At 42.4% G+C, this 22336-nt stretch carries 26 protein-coding genes and 1 pseudogene; 7 read left to right on the top strand and 20 right to left on the bottom strand.

The window, feature by feature from the left end:
- Positions 1–161 precede the first annotated feature (161 nt).
- Positions 162–782 (top strand): endonuclease III domain-containing protein, encoded by a 621-nt coding sequence (locus LCU_RS00800; protein ID WP_054644687.1) that lies wholly within the window; start codon positions 162–164, stop codon positions 780–782.
- 37 nt (positions 783–819) lie between these two features.
- Here the strand turns inward: LCU_RS00800 and tdcB are convergent, their stop codons facing one another.
- Positions 820–1860 (bottom strand): bifunctional threonine ammonia-lyase/L-serine ammonia-lyase TdcB, encoded by a 1041-nt coding sequence (gene tdcB / locus LCU_RS00795; RefSeq protein ID WP_054644688.1) that lies wholly within the window; start codon positions 1858–1860, stop codon positions 820–822.
- A 215-nt stretch (positions 1861–2075) separates the two neighbouring features.
- Between tdcB and LCU_RS00790 the strand changes: the two genes are divergently transcribed.
- Positions 2076–2408 carry a hypothetical protein gene (locus LCU_RS00790; RefSeq protein ID WP_004271076.1) on the top strand — a complete coding sequence of 111 codons (333 nt, stop codon included), beginning with the start codon at positions 2076–2078 and terminating at the stop codon, positions 2406–2408.
- A 45-nt stretch (positions 2409–2453) separates the two neighbouring features.
- Here LCU_RS00790 and LCU_RS00785 read toward each other — a convergent pair whose 3' ends face one another.
- The 3 genes from LCU_RS00785 to LCU_RS00765 form a co-directional block, all read right to left on the bottom strand.
- Entirely contained in the window at positions 2454–2651 is a 198-nt protein-coding gene (locus LCU_RS00785; RefSeq protein WP_004271075.1) for a hypothetical protein, read from the bottom strand.
- 330 nt (positions 2652–2981) lie between these two features.
- Positions 2982–4051, bottom strand: a protein-coding gene (locus tag LCU_RS00775; RefSeq protein WP_112234043.1) for an IS3-like element IS1163 family transposase whose coding sequence is annotated in 2 segments (ribosomal slippage) — positions 2982–3823 and positions 3823–4051 — 1071 coding nt in all. Because the reading frame shifts where the segments join, the coding sequence is not laid out codon by codon here.
- A 476-nt stretch (positions 4052–4527) separates the two neighbouring features.
- Entirely contained in the window at positions 4528–4638 is a 111-nt protein-coding gene (locus LCU_RS00765; RefSeq protein ID WP_157696700.1) for a bacteriocin, read from the bottom strand.
- Positions 4639–5280: 642 nt separating this feature from the next.
- Here LCU_RS00765 and LCU_RS00755 point away from each other — a divergent pair.
- On the top strand, positions 5281–5628 hold the full coding sequence (locus LCU_RS00755) for a bacteriocin immunity protein (RefSeq protein WP_054644151.1): 348 nt from the start codon (positions 5281–5283) through the stop codon (positions 5626–5628).
- Positions 5629–5826: 198 nt separating this feature from the next.
- Here the strand turns inward: LCU_RS00755 and LCU_RS00750 are convergent, their stop codons facing one another.
- A complete protein-coding gene (locus LCU_RS00750; protein WP_004265964.1) occupies positions 5827–6117 on the bottom strand; it encodes a hypothetical protein in 291 nt (96 codons plus the stop codon).
- Positions 6118–6260: 143 nt separating this feature from the next.
- Here LCU_RS00750 and LCU_RS00745 point away from each other — a divergent pair, with 143 nt between their 5' ends.
- Complete coding sequence (locus tag LCU_RS00745; RefSeq protein WP_054644150.1) at positions 6261–6890, top strand: glutathione binding-like protein; 630 nt, start codon at positions 6261–6263, stop codon at positions 6888–6890.
- A 45-nt stretch (positions 6891–6935) separates the two neighbouring features.
- On the opposite strand, the gene LCU_RS00740 is transcribed toward LCU_RS00745, so the two are convergent.
- The 9 genes and pseudogenes from LCU_RS00740 to LCU_RS00705 all read right to left on the bottom strand — a co-directional run bounded on the left by LCU_RS00740 (position 6936) and on the right by LCU_RS00705 (position 12939).
- The gene (locus LCU_RS00740; RefSeq protein WP_004265904.1) at positions 6936–7343 is read right to left on the bottom strand and encodes an organic hydroperoxide resistance protein; all 408 of its coding nucleotides are present in this window, start codon (positions 7341–7343) and stop codon (positions 6936–6938) included.
- 161 nt (positions 7344–7504) lie between these two features.
- A complete protein-coding gene (locus tag LCU_RS00735; protein ID WP_056967088.1) occupies positions 7505–9136 on the bottom strand; it encodes a peptide ABC transporter substrate-binding protein in 1632 nt (543 codons plus the stop codon).
- A 389-nt stretch (positions 9137–9525) separates the two neighbouring features.
- On the bottom strand, positions 9526–9747 hold the full coding sequence (locus tag LCU_RS00730) for a DUF6506 family protein (protein ID WP_231118790.1): 222 nt from the start codon (positions 9745–9747) through the stop codon (positions 9526–9528).
- Between the two features lie 245 nt (positions 9748–9992).
- Positions 9993–10199: pseudogene (locus LCU_RS00725) on the bottom strand (response regulator); the annotation flags it as partial.
- Positions 10196–10618, bottom strand: a complete 423-nt coding sequence (locus LCU_RS00720; RefSeq protein WP_054644148.1) for a sensor histidine kinase — start codon at positions 10616–10618, stop codon at positions 10196–10198. The gene LCU_RS00720 and the pseudogene LCU_RS00725, both read right to left, overlap by 4 nt.
- A 39-nt stretch (positions 10619–10657) precedes the next feature.
- Positions 10658–11320 carry a histidine kinase gene (locus tag LCU_RS00715; RefSeq protein WP_056966843.1) on the bottom strand — a complete coding sequence of 221 codons (663 nt, stop codon included), beginning with the start codon at positions 11318–11320 and terminating at the stop codon, positions 10658–10660.
- Positions 11317–11505 (bottom strand): hypothetical protein, encoded by a 189-nt coding sequence (locus tag LCU_RS10025; protein ID WP_235805434.1) that lies wholly within the window; start codon positions 11503–11505, stop codon positions 11317–11319. The genes LCU_RS00715 and LCU_RS10025 overlap by 4 nt, the downstream gene beginning before the upstream one ends.
- A 27-nt stretch (positions 11506–11532) precedes the next feature.
- Positions 11533–12063 (bottom strand): ABC transporter permease, encoded by a 531-nt coding sequence (locus LCU_RS00710; RefSeq protein ID WP_232505298.1) that lies wholly within the window; start codon positions 12061–12063, stop codon positions 11533–11535.
- A 3-nt stretch (positions 12064–12066) separates the two neighbouring features.
- Positions 12067–12939 carry an ABC transporter ATP-binding protein gene (locus LCU_RS00705; protein ID WP_081038337.1) on the bottom strand — a complete coding sequence of 291 codons (873 nt, stop codon included), beginning with the start codon at positions 12937–12939 and terminating at the stop codon, positions 12067–12069.
- 142 nt (positions 12940–13081) lie between these two features.
- Here LCU_RS00705 and LCU_RS00700 point away from each other — a divergent pair, with 142 nt between their 5' ends.
- Together LCU_RS00700 and LCU_RS00695 are read left to right on the top strand one after the other, a co-directional pair.
- Positions 13082–13723 carry a DNA-3-methyladenine glycosylase gene (locus tag LCU_RS00700; RefSeq protein ID WP_056966841.1) on the top strand — a complete coding sequence of 214 codons (642 nt, stop codon included), beginning with the start codon at positions 13082–13084 and terminating at the stop codon, positions 13721–13723.
- A gap of 86 nt (positions 13724–13809) precedes the next feature.
- Positions 13810–14928: an NAD(P)-dependent alcohol dehydrogenase gene (locus tag LCU_RS00695; protein ID WP_054644144.1), complete on the top strand. Its 1119-nt coding sequence runs from the start codon at positions 13810–13812 to the stop codon at positions 14926–14928.
- A 34-nt stretch (positions 14929–14962) separates the two neighbouring features.
- Here LCU_RS00695 and LCU_RS09845 read toward each other — a convergent pair whose 3' ends face one another.
- Positions 14963–15130: a hypothetical protein gene (locus LCU_RS09845; protein WP_004265902.1), complete on the bottom strand. Its 168-nt coding sequence runs from the start codon at positions 15128–15130 to the stop codon at positions 14963–14965.
- Positions 15131–15203: 73 nt separating this feature from the next.
- On the opposite strand from LCU_RS09845, the gene LCU_RS00690 reads away from it, so the two are divergent.
- Positions 15204–16058, top strand: a complete 855-nt coding sequence (locus tag LCU_RS00690; RefSeq protein ID WP_052202678.1) for a helix-turn-helix transcriptional regulator — start codon at positions 15204–15206, stop codon at positions 16056–16058.
- Positions 16059–16234: 176 nt separating this feature from the next.
- On the opposite strand, the gene LCU_RS00685 is transcribed toward LCU_RS00690, so the two are convergent.
- The 5 genes from LCU_RS00685 to LCU_RS00665 all read right to left on the bottom strand — a co-directional run bounded on the left by LCU_RS00685 (position 16235) and on the right by LCU_RS00665 (position 22317).
- Entirely contained in the window at positions 16235–16972 is a 738-nt protein-coding gene (locus tag LCU_RS00685) for a zinc-binding dehydrogenase (protein WP_004265890.1), read from the bottom strand.
- Between the two features lie 227 nt (positions 16973–17199).
- Positions 17200–17721: a hypothetical protein gene (locus LCU_RS00680; RefSeq protein ID WP_004265974.1), complete on the bottom strand. Its 522-nt coding sequence runs from the start codon at positions 17719–17721 to the stop codon at positions 17200–17202.
- Between the two features lie 112 nt (positions 17722–17833).
- Entirely contained in the window at positions 17834–18475 is a 642-nt protein-coding gene (locus LCU_RS00675) for an NAD(P)H-binding protein (RefSeq protein WP_004265962.1), read from the bottom strand.
- 455 nt (positions 18476–18930) lie between these two features.
- Positions 18931–20739 (bottom strand): LPXTG cell wall anchor domain-containing protein, encoded by a 1809-nt coding sequence (locus LCU_RS00670; protein WP_054644142.1) that lies wholly within the window; start codon positions 20737–20739, stop codon positions 18931–18933.
- The gene (locus tag LCU_RS00665; protein WP_056966213.1) at positions 20740–22317 is read right to left on the bottom strand and encodes an AbrB/MazE/SpoVT family DNA-binding domain-containing protein; all 1578 of its coding nucleotides are present in this window, start codon (positions 22315–22317) and stop codon (positions 20740–20742) included.
- Positions 22318–22336 lie beyond the last annotated feature (19 nt).

Here is a 22336-nt window from a genome sequence, read left to right as displayed (position 1 = left end):
CAGATGCCGCGTTTCTTACTTTCAACCACTTTTTTCATCATTTTGACCACCATCTCATTAGCCACAACTTCCAAACTGCTACAACTGCGCACCAAGCGAATTGACAATAAGTGACTGCCAAAGGTGAAGTAGCGTCTTTTTATGTTAAGGAGACATTTTTCATGAACGGTAAAATTGATTACTACCAACTCTTTCAAACAATGTATCGGCAATATGGGCCGCAACACTGGTGGCCTTCTGATTCCCATTGGGAAACAATGGTTGGCGCGGTTCTAGTTCAAAATACAAACTGGCAAAATGTTGACCGCTCGCTCGCCAATCTACGATCAAGTACGCACTTCGAGCCAAACAATCTGCTTTCTCTTTCGGATGAAGCCCTTATGTTGGCTATTAAACCCAGCGGCTTCAATAACGCTAAAAGCAGGACAATTAAAGGGCTGTTTCGATTTTTAGCGACAGTTGATTTTGACTTAGACACGCTCAATCGGATGACAACCACCACTGACCTACGGCGCCAGTTACTTGCCATCAAAGGCATTGGTCCGGAAACAGCCGATGTCATTTTATTATATGTCTTCGACCGCCCAGTCTTTATCGCTGATTTATATGCCCGCCGCTTAATTGCTCACCTAGAGCACTGTTCTTTAAAAGACCTCCACTATTTAAAGGTACAACAGGTTATTGAACCACAGCTCTTACCCCAAATGACTGTTAAAGACTGCCAAGAATTTCACGCCCTAATTGACGATCATGGTCCAGCCTTTCTTGCAGCACAAAAATAAGCCGGCATCCGTTTTTAGACGGATGCCGGCTTTTTAATTATCCAACAACCCCTTTGCTTGTATCAGTTGGGTGGAAGAGTTGGTCAATAATACCCGAAACGCGGGTTAAATCAACATTCCCGCCTGAAACTAAAGCCACAATATTTTTATCTGTTAACCATTGAGGATCAATTTTACCACTCAGCAGTGCTGCCGTTGGTAATGCACCAGCGCCTTCTGTGACAATCTTAGTCCGTTGCATGAGATTCTTCATCGCAGTTGCGATTTCTTTTTCGGAAACTAAAATCATTTCATCGACTAGATTTTGAACCACTGGGAAAGTCAGTTCACCTGGAATCGCAACGTCTGTCCCATCGGCTAGCGTGAAGTCCGCATGATGGCTGGTGATTGTGCCTGCTTCAAATGAAGCCGTCATCCCGTGCACGTTTTCCGATTGAACCCCAATGATGTGAATTGAGGGGTTAAAGGATTTCAAAGCCGTCGCAATGCCGGAGATTAAGCCACCGCCGCCAACCGGTACAATCACCGTATCAACATTCCAAATCGCATCCAAAATCTCAAGGCCGATTGTCCCTTGGCCGGCCATGACTTCGCGATCGTCGTAGGGGTGGACAAATGTTAAGCCCTTTTCGGCTGCTAACTGCTCCATGTACAACCGCGAATCATTAAAAGTCGTACCATGTAAAACAACGTTCGCCCCATAACCGGCGGTCGCTTGTTGCTTAGCAAGTGGTGCTTCTTCTGGCATCACAACGGTCGCATCAATCCCTAATAACTTCGCGGTCAATGCGACCCCTTGCGCATGATTGCCGGCTGAAGCTGTAATGATGCCTTTAGCCCGTTGCTCTGGCGTTAAATGGTTAATTTTATTGTTCGCACCACGGAATTTAAACGATCCCGTCAGCTGCATATTTTCCAATTTCAAATAGACATGACCGTGCGCCACATTACGACTCAAGAACATCGATTGAATTAAAGGTGTTTCGCGAATATACGGTTTAATGGTTGCCCGTGCTTCCTCAATATCCCGGATATCGCAAATGTCTGCGGTTTTTAATACTAATTGATTCGTTGCCATTCTGGCCACCTCTTCCATTTGAATTGACACAAATGTCTGCGGATAGGTTGTGCTATCCTTCACAATTAAATGTAAGCCACTTATCAAGCATTGTCAAAACAAAACGGCCTTAAATTAGAACGCTTTCATTTGGTGGTTATTAAGTTCTCATTCTAGTTGTTTAACCAGCAAGATAGTGATAGAATACCATAAAATAAAGTGATGAGGTGCTCAACATGAACGAAGCAATTTTAGTTTCAACTAGCCTACCACTCGTCATCGGTAGTGGTTTTGGACACGGACACAAAGAACAACAATTCGTTCAGCAACTAAACGTAGCTTTGCAAGCTGCTAAGATGAATTGGCACGTCTCTCTTGATGATACTTTTGGGGATAGCCAAGCCATTCACCAAAAACAACCGCAAGCTTTAATTCTCAAAAATGGTCTTCAGCACCAATTTAATCAAAGTAATTTTGACTCAAACCGGATTTATCAACTCGATGCGCTAGCGTTATCAACCCTGTCGACAAAAGCAGTGGTTAACTTTTTAGCGAAACTATCGGCTTAGCTCAAAAAAGAGCGTAACGCTATATAAACGTTACGCTCTTTTTCACTAATAACCATATCTAATCGTCGACAACGCCGTCATTTCTTTTAACTTAGCTTGTTGACTGGCTGATAGCTGCAAGCCTTCTTTTTGAACCACATTCGCAATTGCAATGTTCATCCGGCTTAAAATGAATGGCACGGCTGTTGTTTGTGCTTCAAGTTCAGCTTGATAGCTGTTACTGCAATGGTACCGTTTGGTCATCTTGTTTCAAGTCAGTTAATAACGTACTGATTATCGTAATTGCTTGATTCCCCCGTTCCTGTCCACCTGCATACCACTTCATATTTGCTCACTCCCCATTTTAATGAAAACCACCAAAGGTTATCGAGCTAGCAATTAAACCGTAGCCCAAATTAAAATCGCGCAGTCTTTTTCGATCAAGTTTTATTAATTTCTGATGGATATAGCCGTATAGATTACGATTTTCCTGCGGCAATGTCAGTGGGACGATATAGTTTTCATGGTAACTGTTATAGATCCCTAAACAAACGTTGAATTCTGCTCCTATGTCAATAAATGGCACATCTTTTTCTAAACACTCGTTCTAATTCTGTCGGAATTAAACCAACTGATGTAATTTGAGGTTCGGATTACCAAGTCCTCAAAATTGGAAAAAGTTGTTTGAAAGGCAAACTCTCTCTTCAACAATGAGTGAAAAGCTTCAATTGGCCCATTATCATAAGGATAACCTTGTTTTGAGTATGAGTGGCTAATCTGATGCCGTTCAAGTAAAGTTTCAACTTCGTTGCTGGTGTACTGTGAACCCATGTCAGAGTGAAAATATTGTGGCTTTTGATGATATTCAAGCGCCTGATTAATCGTTTCTACAACTAACGTCGCCTCCATCTGACGACCAATCTTGAAAGCAAGAACTTGATGAACCTTTGGTTCGTAAATAGAACTGAGATAAACCCAGGTTCCTGGACGTAATTCCAAATAAGTAATGTCAGCACGCCATATCCTTGCATTGGGCTGGTGCTTGATTAAATTGGGGCGTTGTGAATGATCCACATGAGTGCCAGGTTTTTTAAATCGCCGATTCATTAAAGAGTGAATCTCCATTTCCCTCATTAATCGTAAAATTCGTTTTGACCCAACACAGATGCCTGACTTGCGAAGCACCATCGTTATTCGTGGATAACCATAGGCACGATAATTATTTTCCCAAATCAATTTAATTTTTTCTTTGAGTTGATTATCAACACGTTCGTGTTGACTAGGTTGATATCTTTTCCAATGGTAATAGGTGCTGCGCGGTAATTTCAGTGCCGAAAGAATAATTGATAAGCGGTGTCGCAATAACTGATCTTCTATGAAGACAAGGCAATTAATTCGTCCTAATGCTTTCCCAGTAACACCGCCGCAGCTTTTAAAATTTCGAGTTCCTCCTTTAATCGCTGATTTTCCTTTTGAAGTTGTTTGAATTCTTTGGACGTTACTTCAGTACCGTCTTCTAGCTCAACTGATTTAGCGCCTTTAACCCAGTTATGAATTGCGGCTGGAGAAACACCGTATTCCTCGGAAAGCGAGCGAATAGATCTTTTCTCTTCACGATGCATCTTCACAATGCTGGCTTTAAAATCATCTTGATATCGTTTCATTGGAATGCTCCTATCTTGTTTTATTAATTATGGCACAACTGTTCAGAAATTTATGTACCAAATACTAGGATAGGAGCAATATCTGTTGCACTATTGTTCAATATATTTTGGCTGAAATCACTTTTGATAATCGATATGGTAAACTGACTAATAATAGTCCCAACCGCAACTAACAATAACTGGATCACGATAATTAGAATTAAATTAGCTGTATCAGTCGTTTTTATCTTATTTTCTTTTTGTTGATGAAAATGCCACCCTAATCGCATTAATACCATTACAAGTAATGACGCATCTGAAATAAACAGATATAATATTGAAAAAATAATCGCTATTAAAATATCTAATATGATCCGTTTAAATGTTATCTTTCTTTGAATATATCTATATAATAGAAAAATTAATAAGATAGCAACAAAATTTTGCATTAAGGAAACCGATACATCCGTATATAACATGCTCACCAACAACCTATCTTAACGATGGGTAAAAATTTGTTTAATCTTATGAATAAAATTAGAACTATTTCCTGCCATACCACCGTTTATTTTTTGCAATTCTTTTTCTGAAAGTTCTTTAAAGATCATCATACTTTCTCCTATTCTTTAGTCTAATCAAATTATACATAATTCACAAGATTAACTTATTTTTTAAAATTAACGTTATCATTTTTATGATTAACGTTAATTACGGTTTATAAAAAATAAAAAGGTTGGCATAAAATGATTTTATGCCAACCTTTTTATTAGGAATATTTAACTAATCCGAAAATTTATACAACACATATAATAAGCAAGCTATCTTAAACATTAGGTCCACTTTTCCTGCCCAATTACTTTCAATATTCGATGAATAAAGTAAGAAGTGTTCCCCTAAACTAGCAATGCCTAAAACAATTAAAACTGCTAAAACCGGTTGTGAGTCGTTCAGATAGACAGCGACAATAATGATAATTGACATTACCAAAGAAAGAATCTTTTGATAATTCTGAAATTGATTCAGTAATAAGCTCAAATGACATCCTCCTAATCACAATAGTTCTCAGTACTTTAATTGGCCAACTAAGTCTCTGACAAACTTTATTATGGACCAAGATTCGATCAATATTCAAAAAAAAGATTAACGTTTAAAATTAAACGTTAATCGTCATAGCGCTTATTTGCATCATTGACAAATAACTAAAAGGGAACTATAACTAGTGTGAATTATTGTAATACGGAGGGGTTTAAATGACAAGTTTATCAATTACAAAAGAAAACATCCATACACTTTACAACAGTCTAATGGCGCATCCGGATAAATCAAATGCACTGTTAGATATTACCGATGTTTTACTCCAGGTTTATCTTAAAATCGACACGGTAAGTAATCCCGAAGCACTCGTCAATCGTCTCGCAAATTATATCTATAGTGTTGGCTTTGGTAAAATTCATCTCACTAAGGATGAGGAACACTTACTAATTGATTTAGGAGCGTTTGGCCAACGTGCTGGCTGGAACGGCGTTTATCGTGGTGATTATACTGCCAAAGCCGATTTCTTCAACTACGCCGATCCACATAAATACGCTAGAAATTAAAAGAGTGTGACATCAACCGATTATCTTCTGAGGATTAACACAGAATGGCGAAGGATTGCACAGCAATCGTTTGACGTTCAGGGTTAACCGGAAGGAGATAGCTGGTAGAACACGTTTAGAGTGTGGTATCAGCCGATTAAAGTTCGACCATCCAAAAAGGGATTGAGACAAAAGCAACTTTTGTCTCAATCCTCTTTTTTAAACCAATCCATTTCCAATCCCATGTAACCCCGCACGGTTCACAATTTTGAAGTCACCTAATTTGAGCGTTGTTTGTTCTGTGACCACCGTTTCTAACTGTTCAATCGAAAATGGCGATGTAAACTGGAAGCTATCCCCATATTGATCAAAATAACTAACAACATTGCCAAAGGCTTGTTTCAACGTTGCAGCATCAATTGGTTGTTCCACAGACATCAGATAACCGCGCTGCCCGTTACCAGTCAGTGACGTTGTTGTAAAGAATTTAAAATAGTCTTTCGTACTCATTCAACATCCCCCCAATCTTCAATTATTGATATTATAGCGCTTTCAAAATATGATTGCATTATCTTTCATCAATTCCATTATAATTGCAATTCATCACCGTTACCCCTACAATCTGGTTGTATTACTCAAAGGAGATTGGATCGATGAATACTTTATTTTATGCTTCTGGTGCTAGCTCACTTATCGCACATATCTTACTTGAGAAGAGTCGGCTGCCCTACACCGTTACGCCCGTTAACTTAGATCCCCATACCACATCACTTGGTGATTATCATCAGCTCAATCCGAAGAATTACGTCCCAGCCTTACAAACTGAATCGGGCGAGTTCATGACTGAATGCGCCGTTATTTTGGAATACATCAGTCAACAAAGTCCGCTGCCATTAATGGCGGACTATGCCACTGAACAGTACTGGCAACAACGCACTTGGCTGAATTACATCGCCACTGAATTGCATAAAAACTTCATCTCACCATTTCGTAAAGGCAATTGGCTCCCCAATACACCCGAAAGCCAAGATTTAGTCCGTTCGCGAGTTCTCCCACGGCTTGCTTATGTTGAAAAAGCGTTAGCGGACCAGTCCTTCTTAGTTGCTAATCAGTTCAGTGCACCAGATGCCTATCTATTTGTCATGACGAATTGGTGTCAACGACTCGCATTTTCATTGGCTGACTTCCCTAATCTGGATCGTTTTGATCAACACATGCGACAAGACCCAGCCGTGCAATCCGTCCTCAAACAAGAAGGCAAACCACATTCATTGAAAGCTTAATCACCAAAAAAGGAATCAGCAGTCGCTGATTCCTTTTTGAATGATTTACATCACATTAATCGTGACATCAATATTGCCACGAGTTGCCTTTGAGTATGGGCAAATTTCGTCTGCTTTTTTGAGATACTTCATTGTTTCTTCTTCTGATAAACCTTCGATGTGACCGAAAAGATCAACACCAATATAATAATTGGCAGGGCCATCACTATAAAGGGAAACAGTCGCCTTAATCGTGGGTTCGCCTTTAATATGTTCTTGGTTAAGGACAACATCTAAGGCACTGTTAAAGCAAGAACTATAGCCGGCTGCAAAGAGTTGCTCTGGATTTGTACTCTTCCCTGATGGGTCTGTCCCTGGTGACTTGATTACATATTTCTTTGCTTGATCGGGTGAATAAACGAAGCCATTGCGGCCCCCTTCATTAATCATCGTTGTTTCATATTGTTTTGCCATTTAAGGTCCCTCTTTCTTTTATTGAATACCCTTACTTTAGCACAGCAAAATTCAGAACCATAATGATTTGTTTATACAAAAAAGGCGCCAGCCAAAAAATAGATTTTGGACTGGCGCCTTTCTTGTTAATCCTCAGGCTATAACCGGCTGATATTCACACGCTATTTAATATAAGCCGTCTTGTAGCTCCATTGTGCGCCAGCTGTGTTATGCACAACGTCTTTGACCTTTGGATTCTTCAAGTATGCCGTATCATTTTGATAGAGTGGTGTAATCCCTTGGACTTTATTCATGACTTGCGCAGCCGTCACGAGGTCCGCCCAACGTTTGTCAGGATCGTTCGCATCGGCATTCATTGCGCGGTCAAGGGCAGCTTTGTATTCTGGATTGTCGAAGCCGCCGGTATTACTTGCAGCCCCTGGTAACATGATTTCTAAAAACGAAATTGGGTCTTTGAAATCTGCCCCCCAACCTGCGAGTAATAAATCATAGTCGCCTTTTTTATCACGACTCGCTGAAACTTGGCTTGGCACGGTCTTTAATGTCAACTTGAAGCCTGGTAAGACTTTTTCAAGTTGACCTTTGAGATATTGACCAACATATGACGCGTTGGCATCATCGGAATTAAGCGTTAAGGTGAGGGCAACTTTCTTTTGACCAGTCGCTTTCAATGCTTCATGCCAATGTTTAAGCGCTAATTTTTGATTGTAATCCACGGTATCTGGCACGGCTTGTGATTTAGCAAAGTCCACCTTCTTAGGGGAGTCGGCTAAGCCCACTGGCACGAAACCAGTAATATCGTTTTTCTTCGAACCGAATAGCCGGTTATTCAACGTCTTACGATTAATCGCTAACGAAATCGCCAATCTAAAGTCTTGGTTATTCAAAAGTGCTTTTTTCTGTTCATCTGCTGATTTGAAGTTATATTTAATGTAGTTCGTCAACGCATAAGGATATCTATGGAATGCTTTATCATCCCGATAATTATCAATTTGTTGATTATCCAACTGGGTTAAATCCAGTTTCTTTTCCTGATAAAGATAAAGCGCGGTGCTGGTATTTTCTAACACGGTATAGTTGACTTGGTCTAATTTTACCTTTTTGCGATCCCAATATTGATTGTTCTTCACAAATTGCCACTTCTCACTCGTCCCATTCCAGTTAACTAACTTAAACGGACCAGAGTACACCATGTATTTCGCATTCGTCGCATACTTCTTACCATATTTTTCAACCACTTTTTGATCCTGTGGGGCAAATAATGGATAAGCCATCAAGGTTTTCATGTAGGCCACAGGTGTGGATAATGTGACTTCCAACGTGTGCTCATCCACTGCCCGTATGCCGAGTTGGTCTGGTGCCAGCTCACCTTTTGCAATCGCTGGGGCATTTTGGATATTACTGAAAAGGTTTGTATAAGGTGATTTGGTTTCTGGTTTCAATGTCCGTTGCCATGAATAGACAAAATCTTGTGCCCGAATCGGGTCACCATTACTGAACTTGGCATCACGCAGTTTAAATGTCCACGTCTTACCATCAGCTGAAACTGAACTCGATTTCGCTAAGCCTGGTTCAATTTTACCGTTCTCACCAAGCCGGAATAAACTTTCATAAATGTTCCCTGTTTGACCATATCCCGTTGAAGTCGAGATATCAATGGTATCTAGTGGTGCTTGCGCGCCAAGCTGAAGAACCTGTTTGGCTTGCACCCCCGAAACTTGGCATAATAAGAACACCCCGAATATAAAAATTGCACTAACACTAAGTTTTAAGAACTGCCGCCCTCTTTGCATGACACGCCTCCTTACATTTAATAAGTAGAGCATACCAAATCATCAGTCAAAAGTTAAATAATAAGCCTAAAAAAGCGCCGACAAAATTAATTTTGCCGGCGCTTTTGGTTTAAACATGCTCTGTAAGTCATACCCTTCCGGTTAACCCTAAACGTGCTTTTCAAACCATGTTCCTGCGTTTAGCGCTGTGAATCAAATCATCGACTGCGTCGCTAATTCGCTTCCCTGTGCTAATGCTCAAAAGTTGACCAGCTTGAACGCACTCTTATCCGAAACGTGCTTTCAAAAGCATACTGCTGTGCTTAGCTACACAAGTCAAATGATTGCTTTCAGCAATCATTCGTCTTGTTAGGCTAATGCTCGCAGTATACCCGCTTTTGACGCACTCTTTAGTTCATTATTTCAAACAATTGTTTTCTGAATTCTGGACCATACATGACTGCTCCGACTGGGATGGCGAAGTCTAGTGCTTCGTTAATTTTAGTCGTCCAGGTTGGTCCGAAGCCCCCACAGAGTTCAATAAATTGAATGCCTTCTGCCTTCAATTGCTTAGCGACTTCAATAATTGAACCATCTTCTTTAGCACGTGGATCGAACCCGACGGTAATCATCTCGCACGTTCCCATTGGATTACGGTTAATCACCGTATTTTATTCAGGTGAAAAGTCTGGTGAAAAATAGAAAAACGCCCATTTATGCAAATTTGCTAATGCCATTGTTTCGTCCTCCTTGTTTGCTTTCATCATAGAGAACAATCATGATAGAGGCAATTTTACTGCCTCTTACAGCCAGCCATTATGCCGTGCAATCTGAATTGCTTCAACGCGGTTGCTTGCATCCAATTTGCTTAAAATCGTAGTTGGTGCGCAATCCCAAGCCCTGTCATGCCCGGCATCTCAATATCTAACAAAACAACATCTGGTTGGAGGGTTTCAATCTGATCAAGTGCGACTTGTCCATTGACGGCGGTTCCGGCCATCGTCAAATCATCCTCTAAATCCAGAATGCCCGCTAAAGCGGTATTCAATAGTTGCTGGTCTTCTGCCAAATAAAGTTTAATCATGCCCTTCCCTCCATCTTAAGTGGCACCGTCATCGTCAACTGTGTGCCCCGGCGACCATCGACCATCAACTCTCCATCAATCGTTTCTAACCGTTCGCGCATGCCCACAATCCCATGACTCTTATATTGATCTTCGCTTTTCAATCCGCGACCATTATCTTCAATCTGCATCTGAAAAGTCGTTGCGGTTCGATTAAAAACCACGTAACACTCCGTTGCCTGACTGTAGCGAATTATATTGGTCACGGCTTCATGTAAACATTGCGCAAGCACTTGTTGATTTTGTTGTGGAATCCCCTCAAGTTGGTCTTCATTTTTAGTCAGCAGTAAAATACCTGCAACGCTGAGATTCCGTTCTTGATTGATCAATTCCTCAGCAACGGTCACTTGGCGTAAACCAGCGACAATCTCACGCACCATTTTTAAATTCTGACGGGAGGCTTGTTCAATCTCGAGTAGTTATTCGGGTACCGCGTCCGGTTTTTTCGCCAATAATTTACGTGCATATTCCGCTTTTAGCGTAATCATTGAAAATGACTGACCTAAATTATCGTGTAAATCCCGTACAATTCGTTGCCGTTCGTTCTGCTTAATCATATCGGTTAATCGCTGATTGGTCTGCGTTAATTGGTGATTTTTCCGATTGAAACGCTGAATCGAGCTAGCCGCAAATGGTGAAAAGATGCAGAACAAGCCGTACACCATTAAGCCAATCAGATCATCGCGTCCCATATGACCACCATAATACCAATATAGGGTGACCGCTGGTATGATTAGTGACAACAGATAAGCGTAGTAATAGCGCCAGAAACTTCGGCGGCGCATGGGAATCGAACCAAACACCCAGGCAGTATAAATATTCAGATAAAACGCCTGGATAATGACTGCTAAAATCGCACTGGTCACCATTTGTAAGATAATCCAGAATGCGCGATACCGCGATGCGACATACCCATTGCGATAAGCCACCAAGAAAATCAGAATCAAGCCCATAATCGCTTGCTGCTTAACCGTTTGATACGGAAACGCATAACCAATTGGAAAGAGCAAGAAAATCAACCAAACATATGGAAATAAGCCATATTGGGGTGGCATGGCAATGTAGCGTTTAAAAAAATTCATGCATGCATCACTCCTCTTTTATGATGGTTTAAGTATACGACAATTGCCAGTAATAACCCAGCCCAGAGCAACGTGATGCCATATTCACCCAAGTGTGCGGGTTGATGCGCAATCAGCGCTTGGCCAATATGATTAATCGGATAAACCGGCAAATGCTTGCCAATCACGCGAGCTGTTTTGGGCATTATTTCTGTTGGCCACCATAATCCCCCTTAAATTGCTAAGGGGAAAGCTAACAAACTAGACACCAGTTGAATCTGATTTTCATCTGTTAAAAATGAAATGCTAATCCCAATTAAACAAAGGGGGATGCTGGCAAACCACAACCAGCCCGCCGTTAATAACCAACTGGACCACACTAAATGAATTTGATTACTAATCCCAGCAACTATGAAAATGACGCCGATCGTTAAAGCATTGATTAAGCCTAAGTTCAACAACTTAGCCCCATAATAAGTCCGATGACTGGTTGGTGATAAATCGATTAAGGAAACCAAGCCATCCCGTGCGTCATTATAAAGTAATGTCGATAAAGTAAACGTGTTGCTGAGAACTAAACTATAGGTCGCCATACTGACCATGTATTGTCGATTGAATGCTGCATTCATCACACCCTGTTTCATTACTTTCGTAAACAAGAGATAAAACGCAATCGGCATTAAGAGTGAAAAAATAACAAAGCGTGGATTACGCCAATATGCGCGTTTAAAGTCTATTTTTGTTTGTACCATCATTGTTTGCATTTTTTAGTCCTCCATCATTTCGCTATAAATTTCATTTAATGAGCTTGCTTGAACCTGCACATCATGAACCTGGATCCCCATCATTGGTGCTAATTGACTTAAGATCGGATCGCTCTTGGTAACTTGCAACAGCACCTTGGCCCCAGTCTTCGTCACGCGGATCACGCCTGGCCATTTTGCAAAAGTAGCTGCTGGTAAATCAGTCGTAAAGCGAATCTGCGTTCCTTTAAATTGTTGTTGTAATGTTGCCAAGTCACCATCGAATTGGAACTGGCCATCTTTCAATAATAAAATCCGGGTTGCAATGTGTTCAATTTCCTCTAAATAATGCGACGTGACAATAATCGTCTTGCCGGCTTCTTTTAACTGTTCAATTTGCTGCCAGAATTTTTGTCGGCTGCCAACATCCATTCCAACGGTCGGTTCATCCAAGAATAGCAAATCCGGATTGCCTGCCATGGCTAAAGCAAAGGAGAGGCGGCGTAATTGACCACCTGAAAGTTGGGACACCATCTTATGAGCCTGTGCCTTCAAATCAGCTAGCGTTAATAATTCAGTGACTGACCGTGGCTGTTGATAATAACTGCAAACCAATTCTAATTCTTCGATGACACTGACCCGAGCCAATCGGACATTTCCTTGCATCATCGCACCCAATAAGTTGAAATGTTCTTTCTCCGTTGGCTTCTGACCTAAAATCCGAATCTCGCCAGCCGTTGGTTGGAGTCGGCCTAAAATTAAATTAATCAATGTTGACTTGCCGGCGCCGTTTGCACCCACTAAGCCAACAATCTCACCAGGTTGAACACTTAAGTCTACCTGATTTAAAACAACTTGTTGTTCGAATTGCATTGTCACTTGTTTAATTTCAATCATTGTCATCACCTCATTTAATAACCCTAGTATAGAAGTGATTCCGTTTTGTCGTTAGACGATTTTGTCATGACTTACAGATGACAAATGTCATGTCTTTGGTGTTAAAATAAAGCTGATTCGTTTTAACTCGGAGGTTTTAATTATGACACCAAGCCAACCAGCAGCACCATCATTTTTTACGAACCGGTCTACCCAAGCCATCGCGCAAGATTTATTAGGAACTCACTTGCTTTATACCAGCCACCAAGGCACACTTGGCGGCCTCATTGTGGAAGCAGAAGCCTATGTCGGCACCGATGACACTGCCGCGCATGCTTACAATGGGCGCCGCACACCCTTTAGCGAGCCGCTCTATCATGAGCCTGGTACAATTTATATCTATCAATTACGCGGTTTCTTTCTATTTGATATCGTGACCCAAGCAGTGGATCAACCACAAGGCGTCTTGATTCGCGCCATCGAACCGACCCACGGCATTGAACAAATGCGCCTCAATCGCCCGAAACCTGGCGTCGAACTGACTAACGGCCCCGGTAAATTAATGGGCGCCCTCGGCATTCACGATAAACAACTGACTTTTCAAAATGTGGCGGACGCCCCTTTAATGATTGATTTAGCGCATCGTCGCCACCCCAAATCAATTGTCACCGCGCCACGAATCGGGGTCAATTATAAAGCAGCGAGTGGTCAACTTCCTTATCGCTATTATGTCGCTGGTAACCCGTATGTGAGTGGTCTGCCTAAGCGCCAGTGGGACTTAGAACAACATGGTTGGCAATTTTAGCGCCAATGTCAATTTTTAATTGAAAACGATTTCAACAATGCTATAATAATCTTGTGAATTAAATAATTAAGTTAGAAGATCATTGCATGAAAATTAAAGCAGCTGTTGTTGAACAACAAGGCGCACCATTTGTCATTAAAGATAACATCGAACTCGCACCACTCCACCCAGACGACGTTCAAGTCCACATGGTGGCTAGTGGGATTTGTCACTCAGACGAAGCGCTTCGTAAAGGCGACGCCATTATTGGCTATCCAATCGTCCTCGGCCACGAAGGTTCCGGAATTATTGAAAAAGTCGGTTCAAACGTTCAAAGTTTAAAAGTTGGCGACCATGTCGTTCTCTCATTCTACGCATGTGGCATCTGTGAAAACTGTCTCAAAGGCGTTCCAACACAATGCCTCAACTACGCAGAAAATAACTTATCCGGCGTGCGCCCTGATGGTAGTTCCCACTTTACTGAAAATGACCATCACGTTGCCGATATGTTCGATCAATCTTCATTCACAACCACAACCGTTGTCCGCGAACGAAATGCGGTTAAAGTCCCTGACGATTTAGACTTACGCAAACTCGGACCACTCGGTTGTGGATACGTGACCGGTAGTGGCACTGTTTTAAATACTTTAAAACCAAAACCTGGCGACACAATCGCCGTCTTCGGGACTGGTGCTGTTGGACTCGCAGCCATGATGGCCGGTAAAATTTCGGGCTGTACGAAAGTGATCGCTGTCGATATCATCGACGACCGGCTCGCACTCGCTAAAGAACTCGGTGCAACCGATACGATTAACAGTCGTCAAACAGACGACGTTGTCGCAGCAATCCAAGCCCTCACAAATGGGCGCGGCGTGAACTTCTGTGTCGATACCACGGGGATTACACCAGTCATGGAAGATTCAATTAAGGCGCTTTGCCAAGGTGGGGTGTCAGCAACAATTGCCGTAACCCCAAACCACATCGATCTTGATACTTGGAACGACTTATGTGTCAACGACAAATCCGTCGTCGGCGTCAACATGGGTGACTCCATTCCGCAAATCGACGTCCCTCGTTTAATCGAATTCTACCGTCAAGGCATGTTCCCCTTTGATAAAACCGAAAAATTTTATCAATTCGAAGACATCAACACTGCCAACGAAGCCTCTATTAAAGGTGAAACAGTCAAACCCGTTTTGATTATTGACCCGGACTATCAATTCTAAGCAATCAAAAAGACCGCTTATTCAGCGGTCTTTTTTAATTTTTCTGACGCCAATAATGGCCAAGTGTTATCAACATCATCAAGACGATTATTCCTCTGAGTAACCAAAGACCCAATAGCGCGCCAAACACAATGGTAACTGCAGACACTAATGGCTTTTGGAAAATAAACGCAAACCCTAATATAATAATCAATACTGGCATGCAGTCCAGCTCCTTTTCTTTTTGAAAATTGCATGTTAAATTTAAAGCAATCATATGAAGTGAGGTGTTAGTAGTGCCAGCTATTCCCGATAATCTACTTGCCGCGACCATGGGGCGTAAACTCGCTACGGTTCGTCGTGCGCAAGGCTTGTCCCAACATCAATTAGCCCAGGATATTTGTTCGCAACCGATGATTAGTCATATTGAAAACGGCACTTATATTCCAAACGCCATTTTGTTAGCAAAACTCTGCGAACGGCTTAATATGCCGTTAGAACAAGCGCTGTTAAGTCATTATCCCGAAATTGATCAACAACCCGAATTCAATCAACAAATTAAACAACTGTGCAATGCACACGATTATCGCGGTATGTTAGATTATTTGGATACGACTGGCTTGGCCGAACACCTTGAACTGGCGACCGATTTACAGACCTACTACTACTATCATGGCATCGCAGTATTCCAAGAACTTCATACAACCACGGATAGTTTACGGGAACTACAAATGGCACTCGACTATACGTTTACACCGCGCCAACAAGTTTTAACGCCTACTGAGATTTTGATTCTCAGTAGTATCAGCTTTATTAAGAGTACGCCCCATACTAATCAAACTGACTTCGAACACGTCCTCGCAATTGTGAATGCAGGGCGGTTCACGCACTATGACGAGAACATTAATATCTTATTCTACCTGTATAGTCTGGCACTCTATCAAGATCACCACTTTCAAAAAGCTTTTGCCATCGCCAATCAAGGAATTGACTGGCTCAGCAATCATGATTCACACTACATGTTAGCCGACTTATTCTTGCTAGTCGCCAAGACAGCGACTGCGCTCAATGATCCGCAAGCCGCTACGGCAGCTAGTCTGAAAAGCGACACTCTAGCAGAGATCTTCAATCAATCCCGCTATCATTTCTAAAAGGTTAATAAAATCCGGCCCTGTGAATGCTCGTTCTTAGCAATCATTTGGGCTTTTTTAACATCTTCAAAAGAATAAGTCGTTTGAATATCGGCCTTAATCTGCTTGGTCGCTAATAGTTGTAATAGGTATTGATAACCGCCAATCCCGATTGAGCCATTACTGAAATGAAAATCTTACCCTGGCTTGGTGGGTAAGAATTGGGTTGTCGACAACGACAGTATTCTTAGTGAACCATAACTTGTAGAGATTAATTGGAGGAGTGCTTGCTGGCCAACTGTGTCGATGACTTTATTGGGCTGACTGTTATTGCTGAATTGTGTGGCTAAATCGGCTTCATAATTCAAAACGCTATCGGCACCTAATTGACGAACAAAAGCCTGATTCTCGGCACTGGCCAAGGCAATCACTGTGGCCCCGGCTAACTTCAATAACTGAATTAAATAGGTGCCAACGCCGCCAGAAGCACCGGTGACTAAAACCGTATCCGTTGATTGAATCTGGAGGACTTTAATTGCGTGGAGCGCTGCGTCGGCACCCCCAACGAGCGTTGTCGCATCTGCTAATGTGACTTGATCAGGTACTTTGAACAACAGTGGCGGAATTTTATTGTTGATAACCTCCTGCGCTGAACCATTCGGCTGCATCCCAATCACCCTTTGACCGATTAAACTTGAATGCCGTAGTCGGCCAACTTGTTCAACGATTCCACCGAAGCCATAGCCAATCACAATTGGTAATTGTATCGGGCGAATCTCGGTCAGCGCCCCGCTTTCCGTCTGCCAATCATAGGGCAGCACCGGGACGAACTTGTTGCGAATCATCACTGACAACGGCGTCAGCGGGCCTTCTTCAATTGACTTAATCTGGAGGGCTTCAATCCCTTGATAATTTTGTTGAATAATCCCTTGCATATCACTCACACCTTTCTTTTGCCTTACAATACAAGGAAATTCACAAAAATAAAAATAAGAATACGAATATTTGCAAAAAAAAATCGACCTAGTCTCATGTTAGACTAAGTCGATTTTTTACATATGTTACTCAGAGTATGCAACCTGCGAAACACGCTTCATTTTGCGGCATACCTAGTGATTGAATCTAAAAAGATGCCCAGTCGCGCTGTGACCGGTCATCTGGCTTATCTAGAGATAACTTGATAGTAGATTTTGTAGATTCTTATATTGGGTAGTTTACCTAAATTTTCATTGGTGATGGTCCCTACAGCGACACTTACATTATTGGAACTCGGTAGCTCGTCATAAACGACCTTGCCATACGCTAACTTAAACGTTTTAGCAAATTGGTTAACCTGTTTTTGTGCAATCGCCATTGTATTGGGTTCCATAAAAAACAGATTAGTCATTTGCGTATGCTCAGTTTCTAAATAGCCCTGCATATATTTTGCATTTTTAATATAGCCTTTTTCTGAATTCAACACCATATAATCGTTGCCACTTCGATAAATATAACCCTTGATAGTTTTTGCTTTACTTTTAGGTTTTTCATCAGTCAGCGTCATAATACCGTTTTTCGGCGTAACTGTTTTTGTTTTTTCAATCTTTTGTGTGTTTTTTTCATTTGTGGCGTCTTTTTGACATCCTGATGTAAAAGCCATCATAAACAACAATGTTATTGTCAAAAAAATAGCTGATTTCTTCAAATGGTCGCCCTCCTACCCGATGCTTGTCACAGTATACACTGCTTGCTTGATTCGTACAAATCTAGCGTTGAAAAAGCCCCACCGAATCGGTGGGGCTTTTTCAACAACTTTTTTAATACCAAGCTGGTTTATCACCGTCTGTATTGGGTTTATTCAATCCCAATGAATCGCCGATGGCTTCATTTGGCGATTGAATGAGGCGTACCACCTCTGCAGCAACGCTCTTTCTAGAAACCTCGGTGCCTTTAAAGATATCATGGCGGTGCGTGATTTCATAATCGATTTCATCCTTATCATCCAACCATGCTGGCCGAATAATTGTATAATCCAACTCGGATGTTGCGATGACTTTTGCTGCCGCTGCATAAGTTGGTAAGTAGCCATCATCTAACATCTGATGATTCCACTTACCATATGCCCCCGGAACTTCATCATAAATCCCCAATGTTGAAATCCAGATTAACCGTTTGACGTTAGTAGCCTTCATAGCGGCCACCACCGCTTTGGCTTGCGCTTCAATATTCCGACCAGCTAGATTGGCGTAAACCACTGAAACGCCCGTCATTGCTTTTTCTAAATCCGCTTGATTACCAGCATCGCCATCAATCATTTGTTCACGATCGGCGTCTTGAACCGTTAGGCGATTAGCATTGCGCAAGAATAACACCAATTGCGCATCCGTATTCGCTAATAATTGTTGCCGTGCTAATTGTGCAATCTGTCCGTGCGCGCCTAAAATCAAAACTTTTGTCATTTATATTCCCCCTATTAATGATTACAAACAAATTGTAGTCGCTTTCAAAATACTTCACAAACAAAAACACTTACTTTTCGTCAATCATTTTAAATTTCTCTCAAATTCATGGCTTTTTCGTCACATTTTATTCATAATTGCTTGTTATTCTTTATACATCAGATGAATTCCTCCCAAGAAACAATCTGACCCACGTGTTTTTTAGATCATTCCTCCCTAAGAATATCTAACACACCCAATGCGTTATAGTTTAACGGTAAAACGAACCAGTCCATTTGAAATTCCTCCCTAGAATCGGTAATGGTTTTGCGGTTAAGAATGTTTGGTTTCGAAGGCACAATCATTTCTCAACCGCGCTCACTGGTCCATGTGGGTTCAATCCCCACTAACGCGATTTAACACATCCCCATGCAAAAAGGAATCAGCGTCATATGCGCTGATTCCTTTTTTGCCGCTTATTTATCGCGTTTAATTGGGACTAAACGTTTGATGAATAGTGCGGCTGTTAATACCAACATACCTAGCCAACTCCAAACGCTGGTTGATTTCTCACCAGTTTGTGGTAAATGTTGACCATTAGTACTTTGACGATTATTAGCTTGATTCAAGGCTTTTGAGCTAATGGATAATGGTTTTAACGTACCAGGTCCGTGACTACCAAGCTGACCATTGCTTGATCCGCCTTGGCCATTGCCTAAACCTGAACCGTTATTGCCAATACCTGTGCCATCACCGGTACCATTGCCATTATTACCTGTTCCGTTACCGTTACCGTTATTGTTGCCATTGCCTCCAGGATTACCGAGATCGCTGGCAGAAACCAGAATATCAACTGGAACACTCGCTTTTTGATAACCATCATTCTCCGCAAGAATTTGAACAATGATTCGATCACCAGCTTTGAGACCATCAACACGGGCTGCGAATTGACCATTTTCATCAACTGGTACTCTCACTTGAATCCCGTTTGGCAATGTCACCACTGCTGTAAAGTTAGTCCCTTCCGGAATTGGTTTCGTAAATGTCACACTACCCCTCACAGCTTTATCGCCTGCCTTAACAGGATCGACAACGGGTTCTGCGACGTTGTAATTTTCAAGTGGATTCGTTGGATTGGCAGCTGCGACTGTCATTTCAGCGGTTGCACTTTCCTTAGTAAAGGTACCGTTAGTAGCGATAATCTTCACTTGAACTACTTGTCCGGCGGTTAATGCATCCGTTTGAATTATAAAGGTTCCATCAGCTGCGGCATTGCTACTATCGAGACGAACAATTCGGGTCCGTCCATTTGGCATGACCATGATAGCTTCAAAGGTGGTCCCTTCTGGGAAGTCGCCTAATTCAACAGTCCCACTAACCGCTGTTTCGCCCGCTTTTGCAGGGTTCAATGTTGGTGTTGCCACGTCATAATCCTCAATTGGATTCGTCACTGCGGCTTTGTCGACCGTCACGATAATTGGGTCACTCGCTTTTTCGTTGTCACCGTTATGGGCGATGACTTCAACCGTCAACTCGTCGCCTTCTTTAATCCCATCAACTGGCATTGTGAAGTGCCCTTGATCATCAACAGTTGCTGTAATCTTGTCACCATTTGGTAATGTCACGACTGCTTCAAAACTAGTTCCGTCCGGCACTGGTTGCGTCAATGTCACGCTACCGGTGGCCTGCTTGTCGCCTTCCTTAACGGGATCGACAACGGGTTCTGCGACATCATAGTTTTCAAGCGGATTTTCAACGGTTGATGCACCAACTGTGACTGATACATTTTCGCTATCCTTCGTGTAAGTGCTGTTCTTGGCTGTTATTTTAACACTTAAGTCACTATCTGCGGTTAAGCGCCCAGTCACCACTTCGAAATTCCCATTTGCATCAACTGCCGCCGTTTTCTGTGCCCCGTTTGGTAGGGTAACGGTTGCTTCAAACGTTGTTCCGTCTGGAATTGGCGTTGCTAAAGTGACTTGGCCTTTCACGCTCGTTTGATCGGCCGTCACTGGTTCAACGGTTGGTTGATTGACCGTGTAGTTTGCCAACGGATTCGTATCAAGTTGTGGACTAACCGTTTGATAAACAATCGAACTATCTTTAGTAAATGTGCCGTTCGTTGCGACAATCTTCACACCGACTGTTGTCTCTGCAACTAATGTGTTGGTTGCGACTGTAAATTGACCGTCAGCTGCAACGGGTGCCGATGTCGTTGTGCCATCAGCTAGCGTAACAACTGCGGTAAAGGTTGTCCTGTTTGGAATTGGAATCCCAAGGTTCACTTACCCAGTCACTTGGGTTTCGCCGTCGGTCATTGGATTAACAACGGGTGCGTTCACCGTATAGTTTTCAATTGGATTCGTGGTTGTATCGGCTGCAACGATCACATGGATAGGATTACTTTCTTTTTGATTTGCACCATTATGGGCAATCACGTGGACGATTAATTCATCCCCGGCTGCCAATGTGCCCGTATCAACGGTAAAGGTACCATCTGGGTTGAGCATCCCGGTCTTCATTGAACCATCTGGTAAAGTCACTTCCGCTTCAAAAGTTGTCCCAGCAGGAATCGGTTCTTCCAAGGTCACTTTCCCGGTAACCGCTGTATCGCCCGCCTTCACTGGGTCAACAACTGGTTGTGCAACGCCATAACCTTCTAACGGATTCGTTGGCACAGCCTTGTCAACGGTTACATTCACTGGATCACTATCCTTATCAAAACCGTCGTTATGCGCAACGACTTTGATCGTTAACTTGTCGCCTTCTTTAATCCCAGCCACTGGTACTGTGAACTGCCCTTGATCATCAACAGTTGCTGTAATCTGAGCACCATTTGGTAAAGTGACCACCGCTTCAAAAGTGGTGCCATCTGGTACTGGTTTATTGAGAGTCACGTTACCAGTGACAGCTTGATCGCCTTCTTTAATTGGATCAACACTCGGTTTAGCAACCACATAATTTTCAAGTGGATCGGCTCTGCTGACCGTAACGGTCGTTGGATCACTCACTTTTTCATAACCACTATTTTGGGCGGTAATGGTAACTTCTAATACCGCATTGGCTTCTAATGCGCCAGTTGCGACTGTAAAGGTGCCATCTGGCATGACATTTGCCTTCTTAATCGAACCATCCGCCATTTTAACGTTGGCGATAAAAGTTGTTCCGACTGGTGGATTATTGAGGGTAATTTGCCCAGTCACACTTGTATCCGCACTTGTTACTGGATCAACACTTGGTTTCGGTACGGTATAACCATCTAGTGGATCAGTTGCAACTGCCTTGCTAATTGTGATTTCAGTCGTTGGACTTTCTTTTTGATTCATCCCATTTTGGGCAATGACTTTTACTGTAACTTTTTCATCAGCCACCAAAGTCCGGGTTGGCACTTCAAAATCACCGGTTTCAGGAACCGCTACTTCAGCAGTTGTCCCATCTTCATAAGTAACCAATGCCTTGAACGTTGTGTTGGCCGGAATTGGCGTTACCAAGTTCACGTGCCCCTTAACGCTCTTATCGCCTTCCACTGCTGGTGTGACAAGTGGTGCCGGCACATCATAGTTTTCAATTGGGTTGGTTGGTAAGGCATCTGCAACTGTCATTGTTGCTGGTGTACTTTCTTTAGAGAAGGTACCGTTGACCGCTTTGATATGAACTGCCACTTGTGTTCCAGCAACTAATGGGTCGCCGGTTGCCACTGTGAAACTGCCATCTGCATTGACTGCACCGGTGACTTGGCGGCCACCAGGTAAGACTGCAATTGCTTCAAATGTGGTGCCGGCTGGAATTGGTTGACTGAGTGTAACTTGCTCTGTGATATTAGTATCGCCATCACGCGCTTGATCAATCGTTGGCGTTGCCATTTGATAATTTGCTAATGGA

This window comes from Latilactobacillus curvatus JCM 1096 = DSM 20019, assembly GCF_004101845.1.
Classification (GTDB): domain Bacteria; phylum Bacillota; class Bacilli; order Lactobacillales; family Lactobacillaceae; genus Latilactobacillus; species Latilactobacillus curvatus.
The sequence above is the reverse complement of the archived record's forward strand: the minus strand, read 5'-3'. Positions and strand labels throughout refer to the sequence as shown.